The sequence below is a fragment of the Micromonospora sp. BQ32 genome (assembly GCF_059358895.1).
In genome coordinates, this window is the sequence record NZ_JCADBI010000003.1 from 371,053 (window position 1) to 396,759 (window position 25,707).

The following is a 25,707-nucleotide window of genomic DNA, read 5'->3' on the forward strand; positions in this document are numbered from 1 at the left end:
GTTGATCGCGTTGCGGCGTGCCTGGAGACCGGGCAAGCTGGTACGACGATGTCGTTCACCCTGTTCGCCGATGCCCGCCTGGCGCTCGCCCGGGACAGCCTCGCCGGTCTCTCCACCGGCGACGCGCTCGGCGCGCGGTACTTCCTGCCGGAGCCCGCGTCCGTGGATCTCGCCGCCGACGCCCTGCCGCCAGCGCCCTGGGAATGGACCGACGACACCGAGATGGCCTGCTCGGTCTTCGCCCAGCTGGCCGAATCCGGCGGCATCGACCGGGACCGGTTGGCCCTCTCCTTCGCCGAACGGTGCGCCGAGCGTCGAGGCTACGGCGCCGGCGCGATGCTGATCCTGGGGCTGATCCGCACCGGCACCCCGTGGCCGCTGGCCGCCGCCTCCGCCTTCGACGGGCAGGGCTCCTGCGGCAACGGCGCGGCGATGCGGGTCGGCCCGCTGGGCGCGTACTTCGCCGACTCGACCGCCCGTGCCGCGGCGCAGGCCCGCGCCTCCGCCGAGGTGACGCACGCGCACCCGGAGGGGATCGCCGGCGCGGTCGCCGTCGCCGTCGCCGCCGCGCTGGCCGCCCGGGCCCGCCTCGACGGGCACCGGCCAGCCCCGGAGCGGCTGCTCGCCGGGATCGCCGCCGCGCTCGACCCGGGCACCGAGGTGCACCGGGGCGTGCACCGGGCGGCCGGGCTGGTCGGCCGGCCGCTGCCCCGGGTGGTGGCGGCGCTCGGCAACGGCTCCCGGGTGACCGCCCAGGACACCGTCGGGTTCACCCTCTGGGTGGCCGCCACCCACCTCGACGACTATCCGGCGGCCATCGAGACGTGCGTACGGGCCGGCGGGGACGTGGACACCACGGCCGCCATCGCCGGAGCGGTGGTGGCGGCGCACACCGGCGTCGGCACCCCGGGCGGGGTGCCCGAAAAGTGGCTGGCCGCCCGCGAGCCGCTACCTACCTGGCTCCCCTGACCCCCGGGATCGCCCTGCCTGCCCGGATTGCCCGGCTACCTTGCCCGCGTGGGTTGTTCCGGGCTGGCCCGCGTCGCCCTGCCCGCGTCGCCCTGCCCGCGTCGCCCTGCCCGCGTCGCCCTGCCCGCGTCGCCCTGCCCGCGTCGCCCTGCCCGCGTCGCCCTGCCCGCGTCGCCCTGCCCGCGTCGCCCTGCCCGCGTCGCCTGGCCCGCGCTGCTCGGCCTGGTCGCCTCGCCCGCGATCAACTCGGCTTCCTGCAAATCGGGGCATCCGGGCGGCTTGGTTGCCACGGTTTCCGGAAAGCCGAGTGGATCACCGCCAAATCGGGCTGTCCGCGCGGCTGGGATGCCGCGGTTTCCGGGAACCCGAGTGGATCACCGCGATGCCGCGGAAACAGCGGGCGTCGGGTCGGCGGGCTGCGGGTCGGCCGGCGTCCGGTCGGCCGGCGTCCGGTCGCTGGGCGTCGCGGTCTCGGCTGCATGGCCGGTTGTCTCGGCGAGCGTCGTGGCGTCGTTCGCGCCGTCACGCGTCGCGGTGGGCGTCGCGGTCCTGTCCGCCCGGCCGGTTATCTCGGCCAGGATCGCGGCCTCGTCGGGGGTCGCGGCCTGGTCCGGGCCGCCGGTCACCTCGGCGAGCGCGGTGGCCTCGTCCGGGTCGCGTCGACGCCACCGGCTGACCAGCCAGCCGATCGCCGCGCCACCGCCCAGCCCGGCCAGCAGGCCGGCGGCCAGCATCCCGTCGGCGCTGCCGGACTCCTCGCCCGCGCCGCCCGAGCGGGCCGGCGGTGCGGCGTCCCCACCGCCGTTCGCAGCGCCGTTCGCAGCGGCCGGCGCACCGGCCGCCGGGCCGCCGTGCCCGCCGTGCGCGGCCGGACCCGCCGCTCCGGGCGCCGCCGGCAGCAGGGTGAGCGCCGGGGCCTGGTGCGGACCGGAAGCGTCCGCCCACCGGACCACGGTGCCGTCGGCGTACGTCTGGACGACCTCGAAGGTGAGCCGCTCGGCCTGCGGCATCGGCCCCATGGAGAGCGCCAACCGGGCCGGCCCGGGGTCGCTCGCACCGACCCGGACCCAGGTCACCGCGGTGGTCACCGTGCTCACCCCGGCGGAGTGGATGCCGGCCACCGGCTTGTCCAGGGTGCGGGAGCTGATCCGGGGCGCCCAGCCGTTCACTGACATCGGGTAGACCTCGGCGATCGGCGCGTCGGCCGGCAGCCGTACCTCGATCTGATTGGTCTTCGTGCCGGCCCGCTCCTCCGCAACGGTGAACTCCAGCCGTACCGCGTCGCCCTGGCGGGCCTCGGTCGGGGTGGTCGTCACGTCCGCCGCGTACGCCGTGCCAGGCCAGAGCAGCAGCCCAGCGGCGGTCACCGCGGTCGCCGCCACGATCCGCCGCCGACGGCCACCGCCGTACGTGCTCGCCATCTCGTGCCCCCATCCGTGTCGACGCGGCCGGCACCGGTTTCCGGCCACACCTTCTAGTTCGGCTGCGAGGCGCGAAAGGTTCAACGTCGGCGGCAAGGAGGTGCCCTTCCCGGTCGGGGGCGGGGCGACCGATAGCATCGGCAGGAGCCGAGGATCGGCACCGTTTCGTACCACTTGGAGGAGTCACCGTGGCCGCACCCCGTACCCCCGCCGTGGCCGACCCCGTCGTCGTCGCCGCCGGGACCACGGCGGCCGACGCGGTGGCCGCGGCCGGACTGCCCGCGAACGGCCCCAAGGCGATCGTCGTGGTCCGCGACCCGCAGGGCCAGCTGCGCGACCTGGACTGGACGCCGGCCGAGGAGACCGTCGTCGAGCCGGTCAGCCTGGACTCGCCCGACGGGCTCAACGTGCTGCGCCACTCCACCGCGCACGTCCTCGCCCAGGCCGTGCAGGACATCTTCCCCGAGGCCAAACTGGGCATCGGCCCGCCCATCGAGAACGGCTTCTACTACGACTTCGACGTCGACAAGCCGTTCCAGCCCGATGACCTCAGCAAGCTCGAGAAGCGTATGCAGGAGATCATCAAGTCCGGGCAGCGGTTCCGTCGCCGCCGCTTCGGCAGCCTGGACGAGGCGCGCTCCGAGCTGGCCGACGAGCCGTTCAAGCTGGAGTTGATCGAGGTCAAGGGCGAGGGCCTGGACACCGACGAGGTGATGGAGGTGGGCGGCGGCGAGCTGACCATCTACGACAACCTCGACGCCAAGGAGGACAAGGTCTGCTGGTCGGACCTGTGCCGGGGCCCGCACCTGCCGACCACCCGACTGATCGGCGCGTTCAAGCTGATGCGCTCCGCCGCCGCGTACTGGCGAGGGTCGGAGAAGAACCCCCAACTTCAGCGGGTGTACGGCACCGCGTGGCCGACCCGCGACGAGCTCAAGGCGTACCTGAAGCTGTTGGAGGAGGCCGCCCGGCGCGACCACCGCAAGCTCGGCGCGGACCTCGACCTGTTCAGCTTCCCCGACGAGATCGGCTCCGGCCTGGCGGTCTTCCACCCCAAGGGCGGCATCATCCGCCGCGAGATGGAGCACTACTCGCGGCGGCGGCACGAGGAGGCGGGGTACGAGTTCGTCAACACCCCGCACATCACCAAGGCGCAGCTGTTCCAGACCTCCGGTCACCTGCCGTACTACGCGGACACCATGTTCCCGCCCATGCAGCTGGAGGGCGCGGACTACTACCTCAAGGCGATGAACTGCCCGATGCACAACCTGATCTTCAGGTCGCGCGGGCGGTCGTACCGGGAGCTGCCGCTGCGGATGTTCGAGTTCGGCACGGTCTACCGGTACGAGAAGTCCGGCGTCGTGCACGGCCTGACCCGGGTCCGTGGCCTGACCCAGGACGACTCGCACATCTACTGCACCCGCGAGCAGATGGCCGGCGAGTTGTCGACGCTGCTCAGCTTCGTGCTCGACCTGCTGCGCGACTACGGCCTGGACGACTTCTACCTGGAGCTGTCGACTCGGGACGACTCGCCCAAGTTCATCGGCGCCGACGAGGACTGGGCCGAGGCCACCGAGGCGCTGCGGACCGCCGCCGCGACCTCCGGCCTGGACCTGGTCCCCGACCCGGGCGGCGCGGCGTTCTACGGGCCGAAGATCTCCGTGCAGGCCCGTGACGCGATCGGCCGGACCTGGCAGATGTCCACCATCCAGGTCGACTTCAACCAGCCGGAGCGGTTCGCGTTGGAGTACCAGGCCGCCGACGGCAGCCGGCAGCGGCCCGTGATGATCCACCGTGCGCTGTTCGGGTCGATCGAGCGGTTCTTCGGGGTGCTCACCGAGCACTACGCGGGTGCCTTCCCGGCCTGGCTGGCGCCGGTGCAGGTGGTGGGCATCCCGATCCGCGAGGACCACACCGACTACCTGCACGGCTTCGTCGCCGCGCTGCGCGCCGAGGGCATCCGGGCCCAGGTGGACGCGGGTGACGACCGGATGCAGAAGAAGATCCGGACGGCGCAGCAGCAGAAGATCCCGTTCATGGTGATCGCCGGTGACGACGACGTGGCCGCCGGCACGGTCTCCTTCCGCTACCGCGACGGCTCCCAGCGCAACGGGGTGCCGGTCGCCGAGGCGGTGACCCACGTGCTGGACGTGGTCAGCTCGCGGACCAACATCGGCCCCTCCGCCGCCGCCGAGTAGCGGGACCGCCGCACGGCCCGCGTGTCGCATGATCGCGCTCGATCCAGGAAGTAGTGGCCGCCCCGGTGGGGGAGGCCACTACTTCCCTGTTCGAGCGCGATCTTCGCCGGGGAGGCCGGCGCTCGGGGGCGGTGTCGGTGTCAGATGCCGCAGTTGGGCGCTGACCAGCCCCCGACCGCCGCCACGTGGGTGTGGTCGTTGTGGCCGGGGTAGCCGGGGCCGAGGATCTGCCCGAAGCCGTGGTAGCGGGCCTGCTGCGCCAGCCGGCAGAACGACGGGGACCCGACCAGGTCGACCCCGTCGCCGTACAGGTGTCGGCTGTTCGACGCCCCGCCGACCGCGCTGTTGCAGGCGTAGCTGCGGAAGCTGCTGCTGATCGCGATGGCCACGTCCCCGAGGGCGTGCCGCATGGCCTGGAGTTTCCACATCGAGACGAGCGCGTTGAACCGGGCCGTGCTGGCCGAGACCGCGCCACCGGACCAGTCGCTGTTGCACTTGTTCAGCTCGGGGTAGCTGAAGTTGGCCGGGGTGCAGTCGTCGTCCTGGAGGGCGTAGAGCCGGTTGAAGGTCTGTGGGCCGGCGATGCCGTCCGCGGGCAGCCCGTACGCCTGCTGGAAGCGGATCACCGCCGACCGGGTGGCCGGGCCGTACGCGCCGTCGAGGGTGAGCACCGCGCCGTAGCCGGGGTAGCCGGCGACCCGGATCTGGAGTTGCCGGACGTCCTCGCCGGACGCTCCCTGGGCGAGGGTGCGACCCCAGGTGTAGCAGCCGTCCGCCTGGGCCGCGCCGGCAGTGAGGGTGACGCCGGCCACTGTGGTGGCGGCGGTCAGCGCAAGTGCCGCGAGGAACCTGCCGAGCCGTCGGAACATGTAGCCCTCCATCAATGCATGGAAGTACGTGGATGCATGGAAGTTTCAGGCTTCGGCATTGATCCGTCAAGAACTTGCAGTATCCGGTTTTCCCGACGGCGGGTGTCGCGGCTCGACCGCGGGGCTCCGTAGGATCGGCTCGTGACAGGGGCGGAACGGCACACGGACACCGACGGCATGGCGGACGGCCTGGAGCGGCTCTGGACGCCGCACCGGATGACCTACATCTCCGGCGAGGACCGCCCGGCCGAGGGCTACGAGAAGCCCACCGGCTGCCCCTTCTGCCGAGGACCGCAGCTGCCCCCGGAGGAGAGCCTGGTGGTGGCCCGTGGCGAGCACGTGTTCGTGGTGCTCAACCTCTACCCGTACAACCCGGGGCACCTGCTGGTCTGCCCCTACCGGCACGTCGCCGACTACACCGACCTGGACGTGCCGGAGACCACCGAGCTGGCGTCGTACACGCAGACCGCGATGCGGGTGATCCGCAAGGTCAGCAACGCCCACGGCTTCAACCTGGGCATGAACCAGGGTGGGGTGGCCGGCGCCGGCATCGCCGCGCACCTGCACCAGCACGTGGTGCCGCGCTGGGGTGGCGACGCGAACTTCATGCCGGTGATCGGCCGCACCAAGGTCCTGCCGCAACTGCTCGGCGACACCCGCGACCTGCTCGCCCGCGCCTGGCCGTCCTGACCGCCGCCGGCCGCGCCGCGCCGGCTGCGCGATCTCCGCGCCGGTCCGGCTAGTCGGCGCGCAGCAGCGGGGTCAGCTCCGACCAGCTCTCCACCCGGTGTACGCGGGGCAGCAGCGCGGCGTGCGCGGCGACCTCGGCCCGGCGGGGCCGGAACAGGAAGCGGTGCGGCACCGAGTCGAGGTAGCCGAGCACCTCCAGCTTGTCGTCCACGAAGTGGGTCAGGCCGAGGTGTCGAGCGATCGGTGCCTTGTCCGGTCGGGTGCGGCAGAAGTGCACCCGCGCGACCGGGATGCCGGTGCGGGCCGCAAAGTCGTGGTGGGCCAACCACTCCCGGGTGCGCCGCTCGGTGGCCTCCCCGCACTTGGACACCAGGTGCACCTCGTCGAACGCCGGGCCGAGCGCCGCGAGCGCGTCGAACGCCCCGACGACGGCCGGGGTGCGCAGGTAGTGCGCGCCGAAGAACGACGTGTCCGCGTCGTCGTCGGCCGGCTCGATGATCACTCCGCCGATGTCCACGCCGAGCCGTCGCATGGGTTGATCATGCCGCACCCTGAGCGTCCCCGTGCACCCGCGTGTCCGCCCGCCGGATCTGCTACGCCGCGGCCCGCTGGAGGTGGCACGATCGGCCGATGGCAGTCACGACACGGACGTTGGGGCGCAGCGGCATCGAGGTCAGCGCCCTCGGCATGGGGTGCTGGGCGATCGGCGGGCCCTGGGCGGAGGGCACCCAGCCGCTGGGCTGGGGCGCGGTCGACGACGACGAGTCGGTGCGGGCGGTACGCCGGGCGCTCGATCTGGGCATCACCCTCTTCGACACGGCCGACACGTACGGGGCCGGGCACAGTGAGCGGGTGCTCGGTCGTGCGCTCGCCGGCCGCCGCGACAATGCCGTGATCGCCACCAAGTGGGGTTACACCTTCGACGAGGCCGCTCGGCAGGCCACCGGCGAGGACGCGTCGCCTGCGTACCTGCGCCGCGCCGTGACCGCCTCACTGCGCCGGCTGAACACCGACCGGATCGACCTCTATCAGCTGCACCTGGCCGACCTGGCGGTGCCGCGGGCGCAGGCGCTGATCGGGACCTGCGAGGACCTGCTGGCCGAGGGCCTGATCCGCGGGTACGGGTGGAGCACCGACCGCCCCGACCGGGCCGCCGCGTTCGGGCACGCCGCCGCCGGTGCCACCGCCGTGCAACACACCCTGTCGGTGCTGCGCGACGCCCCCGAGTTGCTCGCCGTCTGCGACAAGTACGACCTGGCCAGCGTCAACCGCGGTCCACTCGGGATGGGGCTGCTGACCGGCAAGTACTCGGCCGGCTCGACACTGCCCCGCGACGACGTACGCGGGCTGGCCCCGGGCTGGTTGGAGTGGTTCCGGGGTGGCCGGCCAGCACCGGAGTGGCTGCGCCGGGTCGGCGCGGTCCGTGCCGCGCTCACCGCCGACGGGCGCACCCTCGCCCAGGGCGCGTTGGGGTGGATCTGGGCGCGCAGCGGACGCACCATCCCGATCCCGGGCTGCCGGACGGTTGCCCAGGTCGAGGAGAACGCCGCCGCGCTGCACCGGGGCCCGCTGCCGGCGGACCAGTTCGTCGAGGTGGAGCGTCAGCTCGCTGCCGTCCGCACGGCCGCCCTCCGCGACGCCGACCGCCCCCACTGGCCCCGCCCCACCCACCCCACAGTCCACCCGTAACCGTCCCCGCAGGCGTCCCGCCACCCGCCCCGATCTTGCACTTTCTGCGGGGACTCATGCCGCAACAGCGACATAAGGGCAACAGAAAGTGCAAGATCGACAGGGCGGGGCGGGGCGGGGTTAGGGGTGTTGTTCCTTGCGGGTCTGGTCGGCCAGGTGGGCGGGCATGGGGTCGTGGCGGACGAAGTGGCGGCGGAAGGTGCCGGTGCCGGCCGTCATGGAGCGCAGCTCGACGGCGTACCGAAGCAGCTCGGTGGCCGGCACTTCGGCCCGGACGAGAGTGCGGCCCTCGGTGTCCGGGTCCGGTTCGGTGCCGAGCACCCGGCCGCGTCGGCCGGACAGGTCGCCCAGCACCGTGCCCACCGAGCCGTCCGGCACCCGGATGGTGACCTCGTCGATCGGCTCCAGCAGGGCCGGCTGGCCACGCTCGGCGGCGTCGCGCAGCGCCAGCGCGCCGGCGGTCTGGAAGGCCGCGTCGGAGGAGTCGACGCTGTGCGACTTCCCGTCGACCAGGGTCACCCGCAGGTCCACCACCGGGTGGCCGGCGACCAGCCCGCGCTCAAGCTGGGCGCGGACGCCCTTCTCCACGGACGGGATGTAGTTGTGCGGCACCGCGCCGCCGACCACCCGGTCGACGAACTCGAAGCCACTACCGCGGGGCAGCGGCTCGACCTCGATGTCGCAGACCGCGTACTGACCGTGGCCGCCGGACTGCTTGACGTGGCGGCCGTGCCCCTTCGCGGGCACGGTCAGCGTCTCGCGCAGCGACACCTTGACCGGCTCGGTGTCCAGCTCGACGCCGCCGGCACGTAGCCGGTCGAGCACCACGTCCGCGTGCGCCTCGCCCATGCACCAGAGCACCAGTTGGTGGGTCTCCGGGTTGCGCTCCAGCCGCAGCGTGGGGTCGCCGGCGACCAGGCGGGCGAGGTTGCGGGCCAGGGCGTCCTCGTCGGCGCGGCTACGGGCGACGATCGCCACCGGCAGCAGCGGCTCCGGCATCTCCCAGGGGGCGATCAGCAGTGGGTCGTCCCTGGTCGAGATGGTGTCGCCGGTCTCGGCGCTGCCCGACTTGGTGATCGCGCAGAGGTCACCGGCCACGCAGAGCGACACCTCCCGCAGGGTGGCGCCCAGCGGGGTGTAGATGTGCCCGACCCGCTCGTCGGCGTCGTGGTCGGGGTGCCCGCGTTCGGCCATGCCGTGCCCGGAGACGTGCATGGTCTGGTCGGGGCGCAGCGTGCCGGAGAAGACCCGGACCAGCGAGACCCGGCCGACGTGGCGATCGATGGTGGTCTTGACGACCTCGGCGACCAGCGGCCCGGCCGGGTCGCAGGTCAGCGGCGGACGCGGCGAGCCGTCCACGCCGGTCACCGCCGGCAGCTCGTGCTCCAGCGGCGACGGGAACGCGGCGGTCAGCACCTCCAACAGCACGTCCAGCCCGACACCGGTCTGGGCGCAGACCGGCACCACCGGGTAGAAGTGGCCCCGGGCGACGGCCTTCTCCAGGTCGTCGATGAGCACCTCGGTGCTGATCTCCTCGCCGTCGAGGTAGCGGTCCATCAGGGTCTCGTCCTCGCTCTCGGCGATGATCCCCTCGATCAGCTCGTCGCGGGACTCGTCGATGGCCCGCTGGTGCTCCGGGTCCGGGTCGCGGACGTCGGCGGGGAGCCCGGCGCTGTAGTCGAAGACCCGACGGGTGATCAGGCCCAGCAGACCTTCGGTGGACACCCCGTCGTCGCCGAGCATCGGCAGGTAGAGCGGCATCACGTTGTCACCGAAGAGGCGTTGGCAGAGCGCCACCGTCTCGTCGACGTCGGCGCGCGGCTGGTCCAGGCGGGACACCGCGACCGCGCGGGGCATGTCGACCGCGGCGCACTCCTCCCACAGCGCGACCGTGGCCGCGTCCATGCCGCCCGCGGCGGAGACCACGAAGAGCGCGGCGTCGGCGGCCCGCAGCCCGGCGCGCAGCTCGCCGACGAAGTCGGCGTACCCGGGGGTGTCCAGCAGGTTGACCTTGATGCCGTTGTGCAGCAGCGGCGCGCAGGACAGGCTGACCGAGCGCTGTTGGCGTACGGCGGCGGGGTCGTGGTCGCCGACTGTGGTGCCGTCGACCACGGAGCCGGCGCGGCCGATCGTGCCGGTCGCCGCGAGCAGCGCCTCGACCAGCGTGGTCTTGCCCGCCCCGGAGTGCCCGACGAGCACCACGTTGCGAACCCGCTCGGGCTCGGTCACCACCGGCGTGCCGCCGGTGGAACCCTTCTCGTGACTCTTCTGCGCCATGGGGCGCACCTCCCTCAGCCGGTGGTGGTGGCGACCGCCGCGCGACGGGAAGCGGCCCGGGGCGAGTGCGCGGCGATATCCTCCGGTGGTCTGCTGCGAAGCGGGAACGGGACGGGCGGACGGGTGAGCTGGCTCACCTCCCGGCTCGATCTCACACCCGTTGCCGGATAGGCACAAGCCTCCCCCGGGCGGGTCGGCGGTACCGTCCGTATCGCCGGAGCTGGGCGGACCGTTATCGTGGGGACCGCCATGGCGAAGATCTTCCAAGTGTCGGCCCGCGCGGGGATGACCCGCGTCGTCGAGCCGATTGCCCGTGCCCTGCTGCGCGCGGGCGTCACCCCCAATGCCGTCACCGTCGCGGGCACCGTTGGTGTGCTCGTCGGCGCGCTCGGCTTCGGTGCTCGCGGCCATCTGGTCGCGGGCGCGTTGATCGTCACCCTGTTCGCGCTCACCGACCTGCTCGACGGGACGATGGCCCGGATGAGCGGCGGCTCCACCAGGTTCGGCGCGTTTCTCGACTCAAGCATGGACCGGGTCGCCGACAGCGCCGTCTTCGGCGCGGTCGCGTACTGGCTGGCCACCCAGGGGCACCACTCCGGGGTGGCCGCCGCGTTGCTCTGCCTGGCCGCCGGCAGCCTGGTCTCCTACGTGAAGGCCCGGGCCGAAGGGCTCGGCATGACCTGCAACGTGGGCATCGCCGAGCGCACCGAGCGGCTGCTGATCGTCGGGGTCGGTGGGATCCTCACCGGCGTCGGGGTCGATCCGGCCCTGGAGATCGCGCTCTGGCTGCTCGCCGCCGTGTCGATCTTCACGGTGGGGCAGCGGATGACGCACGTCTACCGCCAGGCCCAGCAGCTCCAGCCGGACGGTCAGGCGTGACTGGCGTGCCGGTGACCCGGCGTCGGACGACCGGCGGCCGAGTCGCGTGAACCTCACCGAGCTGGGCTACGTCGCCGGGTGGCGGGTGGTCCGCGCGCTACCCCGGCCGCTGGTGGCGGCGGCGTTCCAGGCGGGCGCGGACCGCGCCCACCGCGCCGGCGGAGGGGGTACGGCCCGACTGCGCGCGAACCTGCGCCGGGTGGTCGGCCCGGAGCTGCCCGACGCCGAGTTGGACGATCTCGTCAAGCGCGGGTTGCGCTCGTACGCCCGGTACTGGATGGAGGCGTTCCGGCTGCCCGCCCTGAGCCGGTCGCAGATCCTGTCCGGTTTCCGGCTCGACGGCGCCGAACTGCTCGCCGCCGACGTGGCCGCCGGTCGGGGCGCGGTGGTGGCCCTGCCGCACGCCGGCAACTGGGATGCTGCGGGCGCCTGGGTGGCGGCCACCGGTTGGCCGATCACCACGGTCATGGAGCGGCTCAAGCCGGAGGGCGTGTACGAGCGTTTCCTGGCCTTCCGGGCGAGTCTGGGGATGGAGATCCTGCCGACCCACGGGGGGCCGCGTCCGGCGTTCGACGTGTTGCTGGACCGGCTCCGTGCCGGTGCGGTGGTGCCGTTGCTGGCCGACCGTGACCTCTCCGCCCGGGGGGTGGAGGTGGACTTCTTCGGTGGGAAGACCCGGATGCCCGCCGGGCCGGCGTTGCTCGCGCTGCACACCGGCGCGCCGCTCTACGTGGCCTCGCTGTGGTACGAACCGGACGCCGCCTGTGCGTCGCTGGCTGGTCCGTTGCCGGTGCCGGGGCCCGAGGTGGGACCGCTGGACCAGCGGGTCCGGTCGCTGACCCAGTTGATCGCCGACCGTCTGGCGGCGGGTATCGCCCGGCATCCGGAAGACTGGCACATGTTGCAGCGGATGTGGCTGGACCAGGCGAGGTCGGGGGAGAGCACGGCGCTGCCCTCGTCGGCCTCCGGCCCGGCCTGAGGAGGTGGGCTGACACATGCGGATTGGCATCGTGTGCCCGTACTCCTTCGACGTGCCCGGCGGGGTGCAGAACCACGTCATGGACCTCGCCGAGGCGCTGATCGCGCTCGGCCACGAGGTCAGCGTGCTCGCGCCGGCCGACGAGGATTCACCGCTGCCGGAGTACGTGGTGTCCGCCGGTCGGGCCGTTCCGCTGCCGTACAACGGTTCGGTGGCCCGGATCGCGTTCGGCCCGGTGTCGACCGCCCGGGTGCGACGGTGGATCACCAACGGCGACTTCGACGTGCTGCACGTGCACGAGCCGCTCACGCTGAGCCTGTCGCTGCTGGCCGTGCTCTCCGCCCGTGGCCCGGTGGTGGCCACGTTCCACACCGCGATGACCCGTTCGCGGGTCCTCGCCGCCGCCCAGGGTGTGCTCCAGATCGTTCTGGAGCGGATCACGGCCCGGATCGCGGTGAGCGCGCTGGCCCGCAAGGTGCAGGTCGAGCACATGGACGGCGGCGCGGTGGAGATCCCCAACGGGGTGGCGGTGGCCAAGTTCGCCGACGCCGAGCCGTTGCCGGGCTGGCCGGGGGAGTGCGCGCCCGGCACCGGCGGCACACTCGGCTTCCTGGGCCGGTTCACCGAGGCCCGCAAGGGCTTCCCGGTGCTGCGCGACGCGTTCGTGGCGTTGGCCGCCACGCGGCCCGGTCTGCGGTTGCTGGTCGCCGGCCCGGGTGACCCCGACGACCTGTACGACCAGTTCCCCGCCGACCTGCACGAGCGGATCACGTTCCTCGGCCTGGTCAGCGAAGCGGACAAGGCGCGCATGCTGCGCAGTGTGCACCTCTACGTCGCACCGAACACCGGCGGCGAGTCGTTCGGCATGATCCTCACCGAGGCCCTCGCCGCGGGTACGACGGTCATCGCCAGTGACCTTGACGCGTTCCGGCGGGTGCTCGACGGTGGGCGGGCCGGTCGACTCTTCCCCACCGGTGACCCGGTGGGGCTGCGTGACGTGCTCAGCGAGCTGCTGGACGACCCGGCCGGGCGGGCCACGCTGAGTGCCTGCGGCGATCAGGTGGTCGCGAATTTCGACTGGCCGGTGGTTGCTCGCCGCGTTCTGGAGGTATACGCAGCGGCGATCGAGGCAACCGACGGGCGGGTCATCGACCAGGAATGGGTGGGGCTGGGCTGAGCCGGTGTGACGGATGGTGCGGTGGTGACCGGCGGGACCGGTCCGGCCGCGCCCAATCGGACGAAACGGAGCAGCACTACGATGCCGCACATGTGGTGGGTGGTGGCCGCGAGCGTGGTCGTGGGGCTGGTCGCGGCGTACCTCATCTGGACCGCCGGCCGGGTGGAGCGGCTACAGGGCCGCGCGGAGCTGGCGGCCCGGGCTCTCGACGCCCACCTGTTGCGTCGCGCGGCGGCAGCCGCGGTCCTGGCTGAGCGGCGTTTCGGCGTCGAGCTGTACGCGGCCGCCCGGATCGCCCTGGACGCCAGCCCGGACGAGCGGGAGGCGGCGGAGAACGACCTCACCCGGCAGTTGCGCGGCGTCCAGTTGGACCCGGGCGACCCGGACTGCGCGGCGGTCATCGCCGCGAGTCGTCGGCTCGCGTTGTCCCGGCAGGTGCACACCGACCTGGTTCGGGACGCCCGCTCGGCGCGCAGCCGGCCGCTGGTGCGCCTGTTGCGGATGGGGCGGGGCCGGCAGTGGCCGCGCTACTTCGACATCGACGATCCGACTCTCGTCGTCCCGGCGGACGTCCCCGCGGCCTGAGCGCCGATGGTCGTCACTGCTCCCGAATGGGCTCGGGCGGACCGGTGACCAGGGCCACAGTGCAGGCCACCGGGGGTCTGATTGGCTGTCGGTACGGCGTTGAACCGCGCGTAGCATTTCGCTGCCACCCGCAGAGCACGTCCAAGGAGCGATGACCCGTGCCCGAAAACACCGCGTCGAACACCGGTACCGCCCCCGTCGTCGGCACCGCCCGCGTGAAGCGGGGCATGGCCGAGATGCTCAAGGGCGGCGTGATCATGGATGTCGTCAACGCCGAGCAGGCCAAGATCGCTGAAGACGCCGGCGCCGTAGCGGTGATGGCCCTGGAGCGGGTGCCCGCCGACATCCGCGCGCAGGGCGGGGTGTCCCGGATGAGCGACCCCGACATGATCGACGGGATCATCGGGGCGGTCTCCATCCCGGTGATGGCCAAGGCCCGCATCGGCCACTTCGTGGAGGCGCAGATCCTCCAGTCGCTCGGCGTGGACTACGTCGACGAGTCCGAGGTGCTGACCCCGGCCGACTACGCGAACCACATCGACAAGTGGGCGTTCACCGTGCCCTTCGTCTGTGGCGCCACGAACCTGGGCGAGGCGCTGCGCCGGATCACCGAGGGCGCGGCCATGATCCGCTCCAAGGGTGAGGCGGGCACCGGTGACGTCTCCAACGCCACCACCCACATGCGGAAGATCCGCCAGGAGATCCGCCGGCTCTCCTCGCTGCCGGCCGACGAGCTGTACGTCGCGGCCAAGGAGTTGCAGGCCCCGTACGAGCTGGTCAAGGAGGTCGCCGAGAGCGGCAAGCTGCCGGTGGTGCTGTTCACCGCGGGCGGGATCGCCACTCCGGCCGACGCGGCGATGATGATGCAGCTCGGCGCGGAGGGCGTCTTCGTCGGCTCCGGCATCTTCAAGGCGGGCAACCCGGCTCAGCGGGCCGCCGCGATCGTCAAGGCGACCACGTTCCACGACGACCCGGACGTGCTGGCCAAGGTTTCCCGGGGCCTCGGCGAGGCGATGGTCGGCATCAACGTCGACGAGATCCCGCAGCCGCACCGCCTGGCCGAGCGCGGTTGGTGAGCGCGACCGTGACGGCGCCCGTGATCGGTGTGCTCGCCCTCCAGGGCGACGTCCGCGAGCACGTGGCGGCGTTGGCCGCGGCGGGCGCGGACGCCCGCCCGGTCCGCCGTCCGGCGGAGCTGGACGCGGTCGACGGCCTGGTCATCCCCGGCGGCGAGTCCACCACCATGAGCAAGCTCGCCGACATCTTCGAGCTGCGCGAACCGATCGACAAGCGGATCGCCGACGGCATGCCGGTCTACGGCTCCTGCGCCGGCATGATCATGTTGGCGACCGAGGTGCTGGACGGCCGACCCGATCAGCGGGGTTTCTCCGGCATCGACATGACCGTCCGGCGCAACGCGTTCGGCCGGCAGGTCGACTCGTTCGAGGCGCCGGTGACCGTCGCCGGGGTGCCGGGCGAGCCGTTCCACGCGGTCTTCATCCGCGCGCCGTGGGTCGAGCGGGTCGGTGCCGGCGTCCAGGTCATCGGGGTGGTGGCCGGCGGCCCGGCCGCCGACCGGATCGTGGCGGTCCGACAGGGCAACCTGCTGGCCACCTCGTTCCACCCGGAGCTGACCGGTGACCTGCGGGTGCACGCGTACTTCGTGGACCTGGTCCGCGCCGCCTCCTGAACAGCGGGCGACCGCGTCGGGTTGTCCATGATGCTCGCCGGGGCCGGGTCTTATGTCCCGTCTGCCCTGGTCCGTGCGGGCCGGTCGGCCTTACCGCGCGCGGTGCATGACAGCGACCCGGGGGACGTCGGTAGGATTGCGGAGATTCGGCAGGGCCATCTGCCCGCCACGGCTTCCACCAGAGCTGACCGGCACCTCCGCGTGCGCCGGCGGGAGCGGGGCGTGAGCGGTGCGGTCGATGCAGACGGCGGGTAGCAACGGAGGTAGAAGATGTCCGGCCACTCAAAGTGGGCGACGACCAAGCACAAGAAGGCCGTCATCGACGCCAAGCGCGGCAAGATGTTCGCCAAGCTGATCAAGAACGTCGAGGTGGCCGCACGGACCGGCGGCGGTGACCCCTCCGGCAACCCGACGCTCTTCGACGCCATCCAGAAGGCGAAGAAGAGTTCGGTGCCGAACGACAACATCGATCGCGCCGTCAAGCGCGGCTCCGGCCTGGAGGCCGGCGGCGCCGACTGGCAGACGATCATGTATGAGGGGTACGGCCCGAGCGGCGTGGCCATGCTCATCGAGTGCCTCACCGACAACCGCAACCGCGCGGCGACCGAGGTCCGGACCGCGCTGACCCGCAACGGCGGCTCGCTCGCCGACGCCGGCTCGGTGTCGTACATGTTCTCCCGCAAGGGCGTGGTGATCGTCCCCAAGGAGGGCACCAGCGAGGACGACGTGATGCTGGCCGTCCTGGACGCCGGTGCCGAAGAGGTCAACGACATCGGCGAGGCGTACGAGGTGGTCTCCGAGCCGACCGACCTGATTCCGGTGCGGACGGCGTTGCAGGATGCCGGCATCGAGTACGAGTCGGCCGAGTCCTCCCTGATCCCCAGCGTCAACGTTCCGCTGGACGAAGAGGGCGCGCGTAAGATCTTCAAGCTGATCGACGTCCTGGAGGACTGCGACGACGTCCAGAACGTCTACGCCAACTTCGACATCAGCGACGACGTGATGGCGGCGGTTGACGCCTGAGCCCCGCCCCATCCCGCCGCGATCTTGCACTTTCTGACCCGACAGAACGGGTCAAGCACGGCATATCGTCAACAGAAAGTGCAAGATCGCGGCGGTTGCCTCCGGAGGTCGAGCGAGGAGGTGCCGCAGAGGTGGCGGAGCGGTTCGCGCCCGGTGACACCGTGGTACGGCGTGAGGTGCTGCGAGGTGAGGTCTGGTTCGGCTGCCCGACGATCTGCGTCGAGGATTCGCCCGAGCTGCTCGCCCTCTACCTTCCACCGGGGGCCGAGTTCGGCTTCCCGGAGACCGGCGTCTTCCCGTGCGGGCGGCACCCGTGGGAGACCGCCGGGCACCGCTCCTGGTCCGGGCACGGCAAGCTGATGCTGCAACGCCCCGGCGAGGCGCACTCGATCGACGTGTTCTGGACCGGGCCGGGGCGCGACTTCGCCGGCTGGTACTTCAACCTCCAGGACCCGGTGCGGCGTACGGCGATCGGGGTGGACACCCTGGACCACGAGCTGGACCTGTGGTGGGCCGCGGACGCCGACCGGTACGTCTGGAAGGACGTGGAGATGTTCGCGCAGCGGCTCGTCGAGGGGCGCTACCCGGGCATGGGGGACGCCATCCGGGCCGAGGGCGACCGGATCGCCGCCCTGCTCGACGGCGGTGAGCGCTGGTGGGACCCGGCGTGGGCCACCTGGCGGCCCGATCCCGACTGGACGGCACCCCCGCTGCCCGCCGGCTGGGACCAGGTGCCACCCGCGCGCTGAGCCGCGCCGCCGTCAGTCTGCCGGCAGCGAGTTGACCAGGAACACCTGATCCGTCCCGCCGGTGCACGGCTCGACCAGCGCCGCGTTCGACACGTCGCTGTCGTCGTCGCGCAGGCCGACGCACAGCTCGCTACGGTCGGGCCGGATGCGGTACGCGTCGGGCGTCGCTCCGGTCGGCTCGAAGTGGAACACCTGCCTCGGCCTGCTCGCGCTGCAATTTTTCTCGTCCCAGGGTTCGAGCAGGTTCCGGCCGGGATCCTCCTCGCGGATGGTGAGGCAGCCCTTCCCGTGCACCGGGTGGACCCAGTGGATGAAGAACATTCCGTCGGTCACCGGTTCCAGCGCGGTGTCCGGTGGGGTGGCCTCCGTGCAGGGCCGCTGGACCGCTATCTCCTTGGTGTACTGGCCGGTGCGATCGCGGCCCTCGGTGAGGCAGAGGTGCGGGCTGCCGACGGGGCGGATCTGGCTGCGCCCCGCGCTCGGCGAACGGGCACCGCCCCCCGCCGATGCGGTCGGATCGGTGCGTTGCCCGGCCTTCCCCTGCTCGTCGTCGCGCCGCTCGGCCCAGAAGCCCACGCCGAGCGCGGCCAGCAGGGCGGCGACGACGAGCAGCGCCAGCGGCGCGGGCCGCGCGAACCAGCGTGGGCGGGCCGGGTCAGGTCGCTGCGGGGTCGTGACCGCGTCGACCGGCGGTGGGTCCGCTGCCGGCGATGGCGGGGCGAACTGACCCGCCGCGAGGCGGTGCCGGGCCCGTAGCCACGTCTCGACCTGATCTTCCGCGCCGCAGGCCCGCACGAACGCGGCCACCACCTCGGGTCGCGGCAGTGTGGACCGGCGCAGGATGTCGGCCGCGGTGCTCCGGGCCAACACGTCACCCGCCGCCGCGGCACGCTGCTCCAGTTGCCGGTAGGTGAGCCCCGACCGGTCCTTGAGCTGGCGCAGCAACTCGACGAACTCGGCCGGGTTGGACGTGTCGTCCGGGCGTAGCTCCCCCGTGGTCATCGCCCGATTCTCCAGACATCGCGGACGCGGTGGCAAGCCGGGTCCCGGTGACTGTCCGAGATGGTCGGACAAGATCCGGACATGCGCCCCTGAGCTGCCCGGACAGCCCAGCGCGGCGACCAGGGCATTGTCGTCGCCGACTGATTTACCTAGCGTCTTCTCTCGATGGCCGCGCCGCTGACCGGTGTGCGTTCGGCGGGTTCGCCGGCACCGGTTCGGGCTCGACCACACCAACGACACGGGGAGGTTCGATGGATGGTGCTGTCCGGGATCCGGTGCCGCAGGTGGCCACGGCAGGGGAGTATGTGGCGTTGCTCAGGGAGGCGCGGCGGCGTTCCGGCATGACCTATCGGGAGCTCTCCCGGCGCGCCTCGGCGGCCGGACACTGGCTGCCGCCGAGCACCCTCGCGACGATGCTGGGGCGCTCGACGCTGCCCCGGGAGCGCACCGTCGTCGCGCTGCTGGCCGCCTGCGGCACCCCGGCGGCCGAGGTCGACAGGTGGCTGGAGACACGGCGGGTCATCGAGGCCCGCCTCGGCGAGCAGGGCCGAGGGGAGAGCGACGCGGCACGGACCCCTGCCGGCCCGTCCACGACCGTCGCGGCGAACATCCGCCCGAGCGTCGGCTCGGTCCCGCCGCGACCCGAAGCACCCTGGCCGGCCCGTCGCTGGCTTCGGCTGGCGCTGCTGGCGGTGCTCGGCGTCCTGACGGTCGGGGCGGCCGGGGCGCTGCGACCTCTCGCCCCTCCCGCAGTGGACAACTCGCCGACCGCTGGCTGTCCGGACGTGCTGCGCCAGGGCATGTACGACCCCTGCGTGCTGAGCCTCCAGGAGCACCTGGTGGCCGACGGGCTCACCGTGCCGGTCGACGGTTGGTTCGGCCCGGACACCACCAGCCGGGTGATGGTGTTCCAGGCGTTCGGCGGCCTGCCGGTCAGCGGCACCGCGGACGCGCGGTTGTTCGGCGAGTTGGCGGGCGATCGGAAGGTGCCCGTCAGCTGGACGCAGGACCGGATCCGCAAGCACCTGCGGCAGATGTTCCCGGAGGACCCGGCCGGGGCGGTGGAGGTGGCGCGCTGCCTGTCCGGACTGGACCCGTACCGGGTGGAGGTCGTCGAGGACGGCTCGCGGCGCTGGGGGTTGTTCCAGTTCAGCGACGTGGAGGTGTCCCGGTTCGGCGTCGACCGCCGGACGGTGCTGGATCCGGCCTGGAACATCGGGACGGCCCGGGAGGTCTGGTCTCGTACCGGCGACTTCGGCCACTGGAACTGCCCGGCGTAGCGGTGACGCGTGATGCTCCCCGCCCGATCCCCGGACCGGGCGGGGAGCATCCCCCCGTTACCCCGACTGACGATTCACGGTCGCAGGCGGTTGGCGAACACGTACGCGCCCACGGAACGTCCGGTGGCGAGCCCCGCGTCCGCGTCGAACCGGTAGTGCACGCCGAGGTAGATGCGGCTCAGCGCGTTCTCCTCGGCGGCGTGGTCGAAGCCGGTCATGCGCCGGACCACACCCTCCGCGTAAGGATCGTCGGTGGTGGCGTCGAAGGCGATCGCATCGGTGCCGAAGAAGCTCTTCATCACCGCGGACCAGGCCCCCGCGAAGGTGGCGTGCCCGGAGACGTAGGCCGGGAAGGCCGGCGTGTACGGCACCCCGGCGCGGTCCTGCGACAACGGCTGCCAACCGGGGCCCCCGGTCGCCTCGATGGCCGTCACCGGCCGCCACAGGTCGATAGGTGTCTGGTACTTGGCGTCCCAAGCGGCGATGGCGGCGTCGGCGAGAGCGAGGGCGACCAGCCCGAAGAGCCGGGCGTTGGCCAGGATGCCGAGCTGACGCTGTTCCGACACGATCCGGGTGTGCGAGAAGAGCTGACCCGGTGGTTTGTACGTACCCCCCAGGTCGTTGGCCCAGAAGAACGCGATCTGCCTCTGGTCGGCGGTCCGCAGCGCCGACGTCCGGCCGCCGTAGTCGCGGACCTCCTGTACCTGATCGCGGTACTGCTGCTTGCTGAGCAGGTCGGAATACCCGGTGGCGCCGGCCGGTAGCCCGGGGCGGAACTGCCGGCCCGAGGTGAGCGCGAACGGGGTGACCAGGCCCCAGTTCGGGCTGACCGCCGCCTTGCCGTTGGTCGGTCGCCACGAGCCGGGTACGCCGTCCAGTTGGTAGGGCGTGTTGTTGCCGGAGCCGTCGTTGGCGCGAGCCTGGAGGTTGGCGGCGGCCGCCGCCGCGCCGACGGTGTCCCCACGGGCGACCTCGGCGGCGTTCACCCCGGACGGCCGGAGGGCGACAGCGCCGGCGAGGGCCTGGGCGTAGGACTGGCCTTGGCCGCCGTACAGGGCGGTCAGCACGTCGTACGCGGCCCGGTCGACGGCCGCGTGCAGGGACGGCGCCACGACGTTGTCCATGGTGCCCGGGTACGTGACCGGCACCCGTACCCGGTAGGGAGTGCCGACGCCGGTGACCGAGGCGGCGGCGTCGTGCATCGCCGCGTGCAGGATCGCGGCCTCCCGGGACGAGGAGGTGGGTGGCAGGTCCAGCGCCTGGTACGTGCCCAACAGGACGCCATTCCAGTACAGGATCGGGTCGGTGGCCGGGTCCACGGCCAGCGGGCTGAGCGAGATGTTGTCCACCTGGACCGTCGAGGCGGCCTGGCCGCCGAAGTGGAACAGCAGCACCGCCTTCGGGTCGCCGAACGGGGAGGTGAAGTCGAAGGTGAACCGGCGCGTCGTGGAGGTGAGCGCGACGGTCTGGTCGACGGCGGAGGTGAAGGGCGTGTCCGCCCGGGAGACCGAGACGCGCAGGGAGCGGCTGACGTCGGCGGAGGCGTCGAACTGCAACCGGTACGGCTGCGCCGCCGTCACGCCGAACTCGAAGTGACCGACCAGGTCCTCCCAGACGGGCTTGCCGACCGTCGCGCTGGTGCGGACGCGCAGTTGCCCGGCGTTGACCGTGGTGCTGGTCGTGGCGAGCCGGGTCCACCAGGGCTGGGTGCTGCCGTTGTCGAACGTGCCGTTGAGGATGAGGTCGCCCGGGGCGGCGGCGGCCGGCGCGGGGCGGACGAGAGCGGTGAGGGTGCTGGCGAGGGCGACCGCGAGCACCGTGCTGAGCAGACGCCGGAGTTGCCGTGCGTTGATCGGTGGGGACATCGAGAGCCTTTCCGGTCCGGGACCGGCGACGACCAGGTCGTTGCCGTGAGGATCGGCTCACCGTAGGAGCGTTCGCGTTGTTCGCAGCCCGCGAACAGCGCACGGAACGGGGCCGCACGACGGCGGGCGCCGGCATCCGTCAGGACACCGACGCCCGCGCGGGGCGAACCCTCGGCTCAGCCGATGGTCTCCCGCTCCCGCCAGGCGGTACGCAGCGAGGTCCGGCCGTTGGTGCGCAGCAGCGACCCCTCGTACACCCGGGCCCCGGCGAGGAGGAACGCGCCGGCGGCGAGCAGCAAGATGACCAGCGAGACGATCGGCTCCCACCCGGCCGCGTCGCCGGTGAACAGCCGCAGCGGCATCGCCGTGGGCGACGAGAACGGCACATAGGACAGCACCCGCATCGCGGTGGCGTTGTCGTTCAGGAAGATCACCGCGAAGAACGGCAGCATGACGGCGAGCTGCACCGGCGTCGACACGGCGGCGATGTCCTCCTGCCGGTTGGCCAGGGCGCCCGCCGCCGCCCACATGGCGGCGAGCAGCACGAAACCGATCAGGAAGAACGGCACGAACCAGCCGATCGCCGGGGCGAGCAGGGTGAGCAGACCTCCGCTGTCGCCCATCTGCAGCCCGATCACCGCCACCACCGCGATCAGGGCGATCTGCGCGAACGCCAGGATGGCCCCGGCCACCACCTTCCCGGCCAGCAGGGCCCGCACCGGCACGGCGGCGACCAGGATCTCCACGATCCGGGTCTGCTTCTCCTCGATGACGCTCTGCGCGATCTGCACACCGAACGTCTGCGAGGTGAGGAAGAAGACGAACGCGAAGACGAACGGCACCAGGAACGCCACCACCGGGTCGACCGCATCCGGGTCGAGCAGGCGTACGGTCGGTTGGCTGCTCAGGGCCTTCACCACGTCGTCGGGGGCGTCATCCATGGCCAGGACGGCCGGTCCGGCGACCACCGCCGCGTCCACGTCGTCGTCGCGGACGGCCTGCTCGGCGGCCCGGTCATCGGGGACGACCCGGACCTCCAGCCCGGCGGCGCGCAGCGGCGCGGCCAAGCTCTCGGTCACCGCCACGGTGGACGGCCCGCCGGAGAAGAGCGGCGGCAGGATGGTGCCCGCCGCGGCGATCAGCAGGAAGAACAGCGTGCCGAACAGGAAGGTACGGTCGCGGAGCTTGACCCGGATCTCGCGTTCGGCGACCAGCCGGGTGGCCTGGGTGACGTTCACTGGGTGACCTCTCGGAAGATCTCGGTGAGCGAGGGGCTGACCGGGCGGAAGGCGCGGACCGGGCCGCGTGCGAGGGCCGCCCGCAGCACGGGCTGTTCGTCGGTGCCGGCCGGCAGGTCGAAGACCACACGCGCGCCGTCCAGCTCGACCAGGGTCACTCCCGGGTGGTCGCGTACCCAGCCGGCGTCGTGCTCCACGACCAGCTCGAAGCGGGGCACCGTGTGCGAGTCGCGCAGCTGCTGCCGGCTGCCGGCGGCCCGGATCACCCCGTCCCCGATGATCACCAGGTCGTCGCAGAGGCGCTCCACGACGTCGAGCTGGTGGCTGGAGAAGAGCACCGGCGCGCCGGCCGCGGCCCGTTCCCGCAGCACGGCCACAACGGTCTCCACGGCCAGCGGGTCGAGGCCGGAGAACGGTTCGTCGAGCACCAGCACCTCGGGGTCGTGCACCAGCGCGGCGGCGATCTGGGCGCGCTGCTGGTTGCCCAGCGACAGCGTCTCCAGCAGGTCGTCGCCCCGCTCACCGAGCCCGACCCGGTCCAGCAGGGCGTCGGTGGAGCGCCGGGCCGCGGCGGCGTCCAACCCGTGCAGCCGGCCCAGGTAGGTCACCTGCTCGCGGGTGGTCATCTTGGGGTAGAGGCCCCGCTCCTCCGGCATGTAGCCGAAGCGCCGCCGGTCCTGCCGGGTCAGCGTGGTGCCGCCCCAGCTCACCTCGCCGGCGTCGGGGGCGAGGACACCCAGGATGATCCGCATGGTGGTGGTCTTGCCGGCACCGTTGGCGCCCACGAAACCGGTCATCCGACCGGCGGACACCTCGAAGGACACGTTCCTGAGCACCTGACGGTCGCCGAAGCTGCGGTCGACGCCGTCGAGGCGAAGCGTTCTGGTCACGCCCTCACGCTAGATCGAATACGCCGCTCCGCCGTCCGCCCGGCGGGTGAGCCGGCGGGTCCACCTCGCGGTGGACGCCGGTCACGCGCCGGGCCGGACCACGCCGTTCTCGTACGCGAACACGACGGCCTGCACCCGGTCGCGCAGGCCGAGTTTGGCCAGCACACGACTCACGTGTGTCTTCACCGTCGCCTCGCCCAGGTGGATGGTCGCGGCGATCTCCGCGTTGCTCGACCCGGCGGCGAGCAGCATCAACACCTCCCGTTCGCGTGGGGTCAGCTCGGCCAGCGCGGCGTCCGCGGCCGGGCCTCGGTGGGCGGTGCCCGTCGGGTCGCCGGGTCGGGCGAAGGTGGAGATCACCCGGCGGGTGATCTCCGGGGCGAGGAGACCGTCGCCCCTGGCCAGCACCCGGATCGCCTCGACCAGCTCCTCCGGCGTGCCGTTCTTGAGCAGGAAGCCACTGGCCCCGGCCCGCAGCGCGGCGAACAGGTAGTCGTCGCGGTCGAAGGTCGTGAGGATCAGCACCGCGGGCGCCCCGGGGCCGTCGGCAACGATCTGCCGGGTGGCCTCCAGGCCGTCCATCCCGGGCATTTCCACATCCATGAGTACGACGTCGGGGCGGGTCGCCCGGGTCATGGTGACGGCCCGTTCGCCGTCGGCGGCCTCACCGACCACCTCGATGTCGTCCTCCACCTCGAGGATGACCCGGAAGCCGGTACGGACGAGGTGCTGGTCGTCGGCGAGCAGCACCCGGACCATCGGGCCGGCGTCGGGGACGTGCTGGGCTGCCGCGCTCATGCCGAAGGCTCCGCGCCGGCTGCCACCTGGTGCCTGTCGCTCGGCTCCCGCTGCGGGCCCACCGGGCGGTCCGCCGACGCCGCCAGGGGGAAGCGGGCGCGTACCCGCCAGCCGCCGCCGGCCCGCGGCCCGGCCTCCAGGTCGCCGTCGTGGGCGGTGACCCGTTCGCGCATCCCGATCAGGCCCAGCCCGACGGCGGTGGCCCGGCCACCACCCCGCCCGTCGTCGGTCACGTCGACCTCCACCTCCCGGGCCAGGTACCGGACCCGCACGTCCAGCAGCTCCGCCCCGGCATGTTTCAGGGTGTTGGTCACCGCTTCCTGCGTCACCCGGTAGGCCGCCTGGGAGACCGATTCGGGCACCACGACCGGGTCTCCGTACACCCCGAGGGTCGCCGTCAGCCCGGCGGCCCGAGCCCGCTCGACCAGCTCGCCGATCCGTTCGACGCCGCCGGCCGCCGGCGGTTCGGCGTCGGCGCCGGCGGAGGTCCGCAGCACGCCGAGCATCCGGCGCAGCTCGTCGACGGCGGTGCGGGCGCTCTGCTCGATGGCGGTCAGTGCCGTACGGGCCTTGTCCGGGTCGCGGTCGAACACCCGGCGGCACGCGGACGCCTGCACACCCATCACCGACACGTGGTGGGCGACCACGTCGTGCAGCTCCCGGGCGATCCGGACCCGTTCGCCGAGCACCGCCCGCTCCCGCCCCTCGGCCTGCGACCGACGCAGGTCCTCGGCCTGGGCGCGCAGCTCGTGCTCACGGCGCGCGGCCACCCAGGCGGTCTCACCGAAGAAGTAGGCGAACCCGAGAGTCAACACGTTGGCCAGCACGCCGGTGACCATCGCCGCGAGCACGGGTGGCACCGGTCCGACCGCGTCGTCGAAGGAACCAGGGGGGATGTGATCAATGGTCACGGCGTAGTAGACGCCCAGCCAGGCGAACATGGTGGCGATCACGCCGATCCGCAGCCGGCGGGCCAGCCGACGGTCCTGCCCCCAGGCGCCGGCGGTGTAGATGACGCAGAACAGAGCCCAGGCGGAGAACTGGGTCTCCGGGGCCGATCGTGCCTGGGCGCTGACGAACACCACCGAGACGATCAGCAGGGTCGCCAGCGGCCAGCGTCGTCGCCAGACCAGCGGCAGCGTCACCGCGACGGTCCAGAACAGCTGCTCCGGCCCGGATGGTGGCGGGCCCAGCAGGAACGCCCCGGCGCTGCGGGCCAGGGTGAGGCTGACCACCGCCAGCCCGGTCACCGCCAGCCCGATCCACAGGTCGAACCGGCGCTGTTCCGCCGTCGGACCCGGCCGGCGCCATTCCTCTCGCGGTGCCACGGTCATCCCGGAACGATGCCACGCCACCCGCCCGGCTTGCCGACCGGGCGCGCCGGTTCCCGCGCGGTCGCGCCGACGGGCGGCGGCCCGACGCGGGGTACGCGCCGGGCC

At 72.6% G+C, this 25,707-nt stretch carries 23 protein-coding genes; 13 read left to right on the forward strand and 10 right to left on the reverse strand.

The window, feature by feature from the left end:
* Positions 1–48: 48 nt before the first annotated feature.
* Positions 49–969 (forward strand): ADP-ribosylglycohydrolase family protein, encoded by a 921-nt coding sequence (locus AC5L30_RS08700; protein WP_494866380.1) that lies wholly within the window; start codon positions 49–51, stop codon positions 967–969.
* A 374-nt stretch (positions 970–1,343) separates the two neighbouring features.
* Here the strand turns inward: AC5L30_RS08700 and AC5L30_RS08705 are convergent, their stop codons facing one another.
* Positions 1,344–2,390 carry a DUF1775 domain-containing protein gene (locus AC5L30_RS08705; protein WP_494866381.1) on the reverse strand — a complete coding sequence of 349 codons (1,047 nt, stop codon included), beginning with the start codon at positions 2,388–2,390 and terminating at the stop codon, positions 1,344–1,346.
* Positions 2,391–2,578: 188 nt separating this feature from the next.
* Here AC5L30_RS08705 and thrS point away from each other — a divergent pair, with 188 nt between their 5' ends.
* Entirely contained in the window at positions 2,579–4,588 is a 2,010-nt protein-coding gene (gene thrS / locus AC5L30_RS08710; protein WP_494866382.1) for a threonine--tRNA ligase, read from the forward strand.
* Between the two features lie 140 nt (positions 4,589–4,728).
* On the opposite strand, the gene AC5L30_RS08715 is transcribed toward thrS, so the two are convergent.
* Complete coding sequence (locus AC5L30_RS08715) at positions 4,729–5,457, reverse strand: D-Ala-D-Ala carboxypeptidase family metallohydrolase (RefSeq protein WP_494866383.1); 729 nt, start codon at positions 5,455–5,457, stop codon at positions 4,729–4,731.
* A gap of 177 nt (positions 5,458–5,634) precedes the next feature.
* On the opposite strand from AC5L30_RS08715, the gene AC5L30_RS08720 reads away from it, so the two are divergent.
* Positions 5,635–6,147 carry an HIT family protein gene (locus AC5L30_RS08720; protein WP_181518504.1) on the forward strand — a complete coding sequence of 171 codons (513 nt, stop codon included), beginning with the start codon at positions 5,635–5,637 and terminating at the stop codon, positions 6,145–6,147.
* A 49-nt stretch (positions 6,148–6,196) separates the two neighbouring features.
* On the opposite strand, the gene AC5L30_RS08725 is transcribed toward AC5L30_RS08720, so the two are convergent.
* Positions 6,197–6,679 carry a hypothetical protein gene (locus tag AC5L30_RS08725; RefSeq protein WP_494866384.1) on the reverse strand — a complete coding sequence of 161 codons (483 nt, stop codon included), beginning with the start codon at positions 6,677–6,679 and terminating at the stop codon, positions 6,197–6,199.
* Positions 6,680–6,777: 98 nt separating this feature from the next.
* Between AC5L30_RS08725 and AC5L30_RS08730 the strand changes: the two genes are divergently transcribed.
* Entirely contained in the window at positions 6,778–7,836 is a 1,059-nt protein-coding gene (locus AC5L30_RS08730) for an aldo/keto reductase (protein ID WP_494866385.1), read from the forward strand.
* Between the two features lie 120 nt (positions 7,837–7,956).
* Here the strand turns inward: AC5L30_RS08730 and AC5L30_RS08735 are convergent, their stop codons facing one another.
* Entirely contained in the window at positions 7,957–10,113 is a 2,157-nt protein-coding gene (locus tag AC5L30_RS08735; RefSeq protein ID WP_494866386.1) for an elongation factor G-like protein EF-G2, read from the reverse strand.
* 249 nt (positions 10,114–10,362) lie between these two features.
* On the opposite strand from AC5L30_RS08735, the gene pgsA reads away from it, so the two are divergent.
* From pgsA to AC5L30_RS08775, 8 genes are all read left to right on the forward strand, one after another.
* Entirely contained in the window at positions 10,363–10,992 is a 630-nt protein-coding gene (gene pgsA, locus AC5L30_RS08740) for a phosphatidylinositol phosphate synthase (protein ID WP_494866387.1), read from the forward strand.
* Between the two features lie 46 nt (positions 10,993–11,038).
* Entirely contained in the window at positions 11,039–11,971 is a 933-nt protein-coding gene (locus tag AC5L30_RS08745; RefSeq protein ID WP_494866388.1) for a phosphatidylinositol mannoside acyltransferase, read from the forward strand.
* 16 nt (positions 11,972–11,987) lie between these two features.
* Positions 11,988–13,148: a glycosyltransferase family 4 protein gene (locus AC5L30_RS08750; RefSeq protein WP_494866389.1), complete on the forward strand. Its 1,161-nt coding sequence runs from the start codon at positions 11,988–11,990 to the stop codon at positions 13,146–13,148.
* 81 nt (positions 13,149–13,229) lie between these two features.
* Positions 13,230–13,733 carry a hypothetical protein gene (locus AC5L30_RS08755; protein ID WP_433318039.1) on the forward strand — a complete coding sequence of 168 codons (504 nt, stop codon included), beginning with the start codon at positions 13,230–13,232 and terminating at the stop codon, positions 13,731–13,733.
* A gap of 158 nt (positions 13,734–13,891) precedes the next feature.
* Positions 13,892–14,809, forward strand: a complete 918-nt coding sequence (gene pdxS, locus AC5L30_RS08760) for a pyridoxal 5'-phosphate synthase lyase subunit PdxS (protein ID WP_494866390.1) — start codon at positions 13,892–13,894, stop codon at positions 14,807–14,809.
* Positions 14,810–14,817: 8 nt separating this feature from the next.
* Positions 14,818–15,423, forward strand: a complete 606-nt coding sequence (gene pdxT, locus AC5L30_RS08765) for a pyridoxal 5'-phosphate synthase glutaminase subunit PdxT (RefSeq protein WP_355423421.1) — start codon at positions 14,818–14,820, stop codon at positions 15,421–15,423.
* Positions 15,424–15,693: 270 nt separating this feature from the next.
* On the forward strand, positions 15,694–16,446 hold the full coding sequence (locus tag AC5L30_RS08770) for a YebC/PmpR family DNA-binding transcriptional regulator (protein WP_494866391.1): 753 nt from the start codon (positions 15,694–15,696) through the stop codon (positions 16,444–16,446).
* A 131-nt stretch (positions 16,447–16,577) separates the two neighbouring features.
* A complete protein-coding gene (locus AC5L30_RS08775) occupies positions 16,578–17,195 on the forward strand; it encodes a ribonuclease FAU-1 family protein (RefSeq protein ID WP_494866392.1) in 618 nt (205 codons plus the stop codon).
* A 12-nt stretch (positions 17,196–17,207) separates the two neighbouring features.
* Here the strand turns inward: AC5L30_RS08775 and AC5L30_RS08780 are convergent, their stop codons facing one another.
* Positions 17,208–18,197 carry a helix-turn-helix domain-containing protein gene (locus AC5L30_RS08780; protein WP_494866393.1) on the reverse strand — a complete coding sequence of 330 codons (990 nt, stop codon included), beginning with the start codon at positions 18,195–18,197 and terminating at the stop codon, positions 17,208–17,210.
* Between the two features lie 251 nt (positions 18,198–18,448).
* Between AC5L30_RS08780 and AC5L30_RS08785 the strand changes: the two genes are divergently transcribed.
* Positions 18,449–19,477 (forward strand): peptidoglycan-binding protein, encoded by a 1,029-nt coding sequence (locus AC5L30_RS08785; RefSeq protein WP_494866394.1) that lies wholly within the window; start codon positions 18,449–18,451, stop codon positions 19,475–19,477.
* Between the two features lie 74 nt (positions 19,478–19,551).
* Here the strand turns inward: AC5L30_RS08785 and AC5L30_RS08790 are convergent, their stop codons facing one another.
* From AC5L30_RS08790 to AC5L30_RS08810, 5 genes are all read right to left on the reverse strand, one after another.
* Positions 19,552–21,342: a carbohydrate binding domain-containing protein gene (locus AC5L30_RS08790; RefSeq protein ID WP_494866395.1), complete on the reverse strand. Its 1,791-nt coding sequence runs from the start codon at positions 21,340–21,342 to the stop codon at positions 19,552–19,554.
* Positions 21,343–21,518: 176 nt separating this feature from the next.
* Positions 21,519–22,580 carry an ABC transporter permease gene (locus tag AC5L30_RS08795; RefSeq protein WP_494866396.1) on the reverse strand — a complete coding sequence of 354 codons (1,062 nt, stop codon included), beginning with the start codon at positions 22,578–22,580 and terminating at the stop codon, positions 21,519–21,521.
* A complete protein-coding gene (locus AC5L30_RS08800) occupies positions 22,577–23,470 on the reverse strand; it encodes an ABC transporter ATP-binding protein (RefSeq protein ID WP_494866397.1) in 894 nt (297 codons plus the stop codon). The genes AC5L30_RS08795 and AC5L30_RS08800 overlap by 4 nt, the downstream gene beginning before the upstream one ends.
* Before the next feature lie 81 nt (positions 23,471–23,551).
* A complete protein-coding gene (locus AC5L30_RS08805; RefSeq protein WP_494866398.1) occupies positions 23,552–24,268 on the reverse strand; it encodes a response regulator in 717 nt (238 codons plus the stop codon).
* Positions 24,265–25,602: a sensor histidine kinase gene (locus AC5L30_RS08810; protein ID WP_494866399.1), complete on the reverse strand. Its 1,338-nt coding sequence runs from the start codon at positions 25,600–25,602 to the stop codon at positions 24,265–24,267. Before AC5L30_RS08810 ends, AC5L30_RS08805 begins: the two co-directional genes overlap by 4 nt.
* Positions 25,603–25,707 lie beyond the last annotated feature (105 nt).

Excerpts from the sequence above, each read along its gene's own strand:
- AC5L30_RS08700 (WP_494866380.1), top strand. The coding sequence starts at position 49 with ATGTCGTTCACCCTGTTCGCCGATGCCCGCCTGGCGCTCGCCCGGGAC.
- AC5L30_RS08705 (WP_494866381.1), bottom strand. The coding sequence starts at position 2,390 with ATGGCGAGCACGTACGGCGGTGGCCGTCGGCGGCGGATCGTGGCGGCG.
- AC5L30_RS08715 (WP_494866383.1), bottom strand. The coding sequence starts at position 5,457 with ATGTTCCGACGGCTCGGCAGGTTCCTCGCGGCACTTGCGCTGACCGCC.
- AC5L30_RS08720 (WP_181518504.1), top strand. The coding sequence starts at position 5,635 with ATGGCGGACGGCCTGGAGCGGCTCTGGACGCCGCACCGGATGACCTAC.
- AC5L30_RS08725 (WP_494866384.1), bottom strand. The coding sequence starts at position 6,679 with ATGCGACGGCTCGGCGTGGACATCGGCGGAGTGATCATCGAGCCGGCC.
- AC5L30_RS08730 (WP_494866385.1), top strand. The coding sequence starts at position 6,778 with ATGGCAGTCACGACACGGACGTTGGGGCGCAGCGGCATCGAGGTCAGC.
- AC5L30_RS08735 (WP_494866386.1), bottom strand. The coding sequence starts at position 10,113 with ATGGCGCAGAAGAGTCACGAGAAGGGTTCCACCGGCGGCACGCCGGTG.
- pgsA (WP_494866387.1), top strand. The coding sequence starts at position 10,363 with ATGGCGAAGATCTTCCAAGTGTCGGCCCGCGCGGGGATGACCCGCGTC.
- AC5L30_RS08750 (WP_494866389.1), top strand. The coding sequence starts at position 11,988 with ATGCGGATTGGCATCGTGTGCCCGTACTCCTTCGACGTGCCCGGCGGG.
- AC5L30_RS08755 (WP_433318039.1), top strand. The coding sequence starts at position 13,230 with ATGCCGCACATGTGGTGGGTGGTGGCCGCGAGCGTGGTCGTGGGGCTG.
- AC5L30_RS08770 (WP_494866391.1), top strand. The coding sequence starts at position 15,694 with ATGTCCGGCCACTCAAAGTGGGCGACGACCAAGCACAAGAAGGCCGTC.
- AC5L30_RS08780 (WP_494866393.1), bottom strand. The coding sequence starts at position 18,197 with ATGACCACGGGGGAGCTACGCCCGGACGACACGTCCAACCCGGCCGAG.
- AC5L30_RS08785 (WP_494866394.1), top strand. The coding sequence starts at position 18,449 with ATGGATGGTGCTGTCCGGGATCCGGTGCCGCAGGTGGCCACGGCAGGG.
- AC5L30_RS08790 (WP_494866395.1), bottom strand. The coding sequence starts at position 21,342 with ATGTCCCCACCGATCAACGCACGGCAACTCCGGCGTCTGCTCAGCACG.
- AC5L30_RS08805 (WP_494866398.1), bottom strand. The coding sequence starts at position 24,268 with ATGAGCGCGGCAGCCCAGCACGTCCCCGACGCCGGCCCGATGGTCCGG.
- AC5L30_RS08810 (WP_494866399.1), bottom strand. The coding sequence starts at position 25,602 with ATGACCGTGGCACCGCGAGAGGAATGGCGCCGGCCGGGTCCGACGGCG.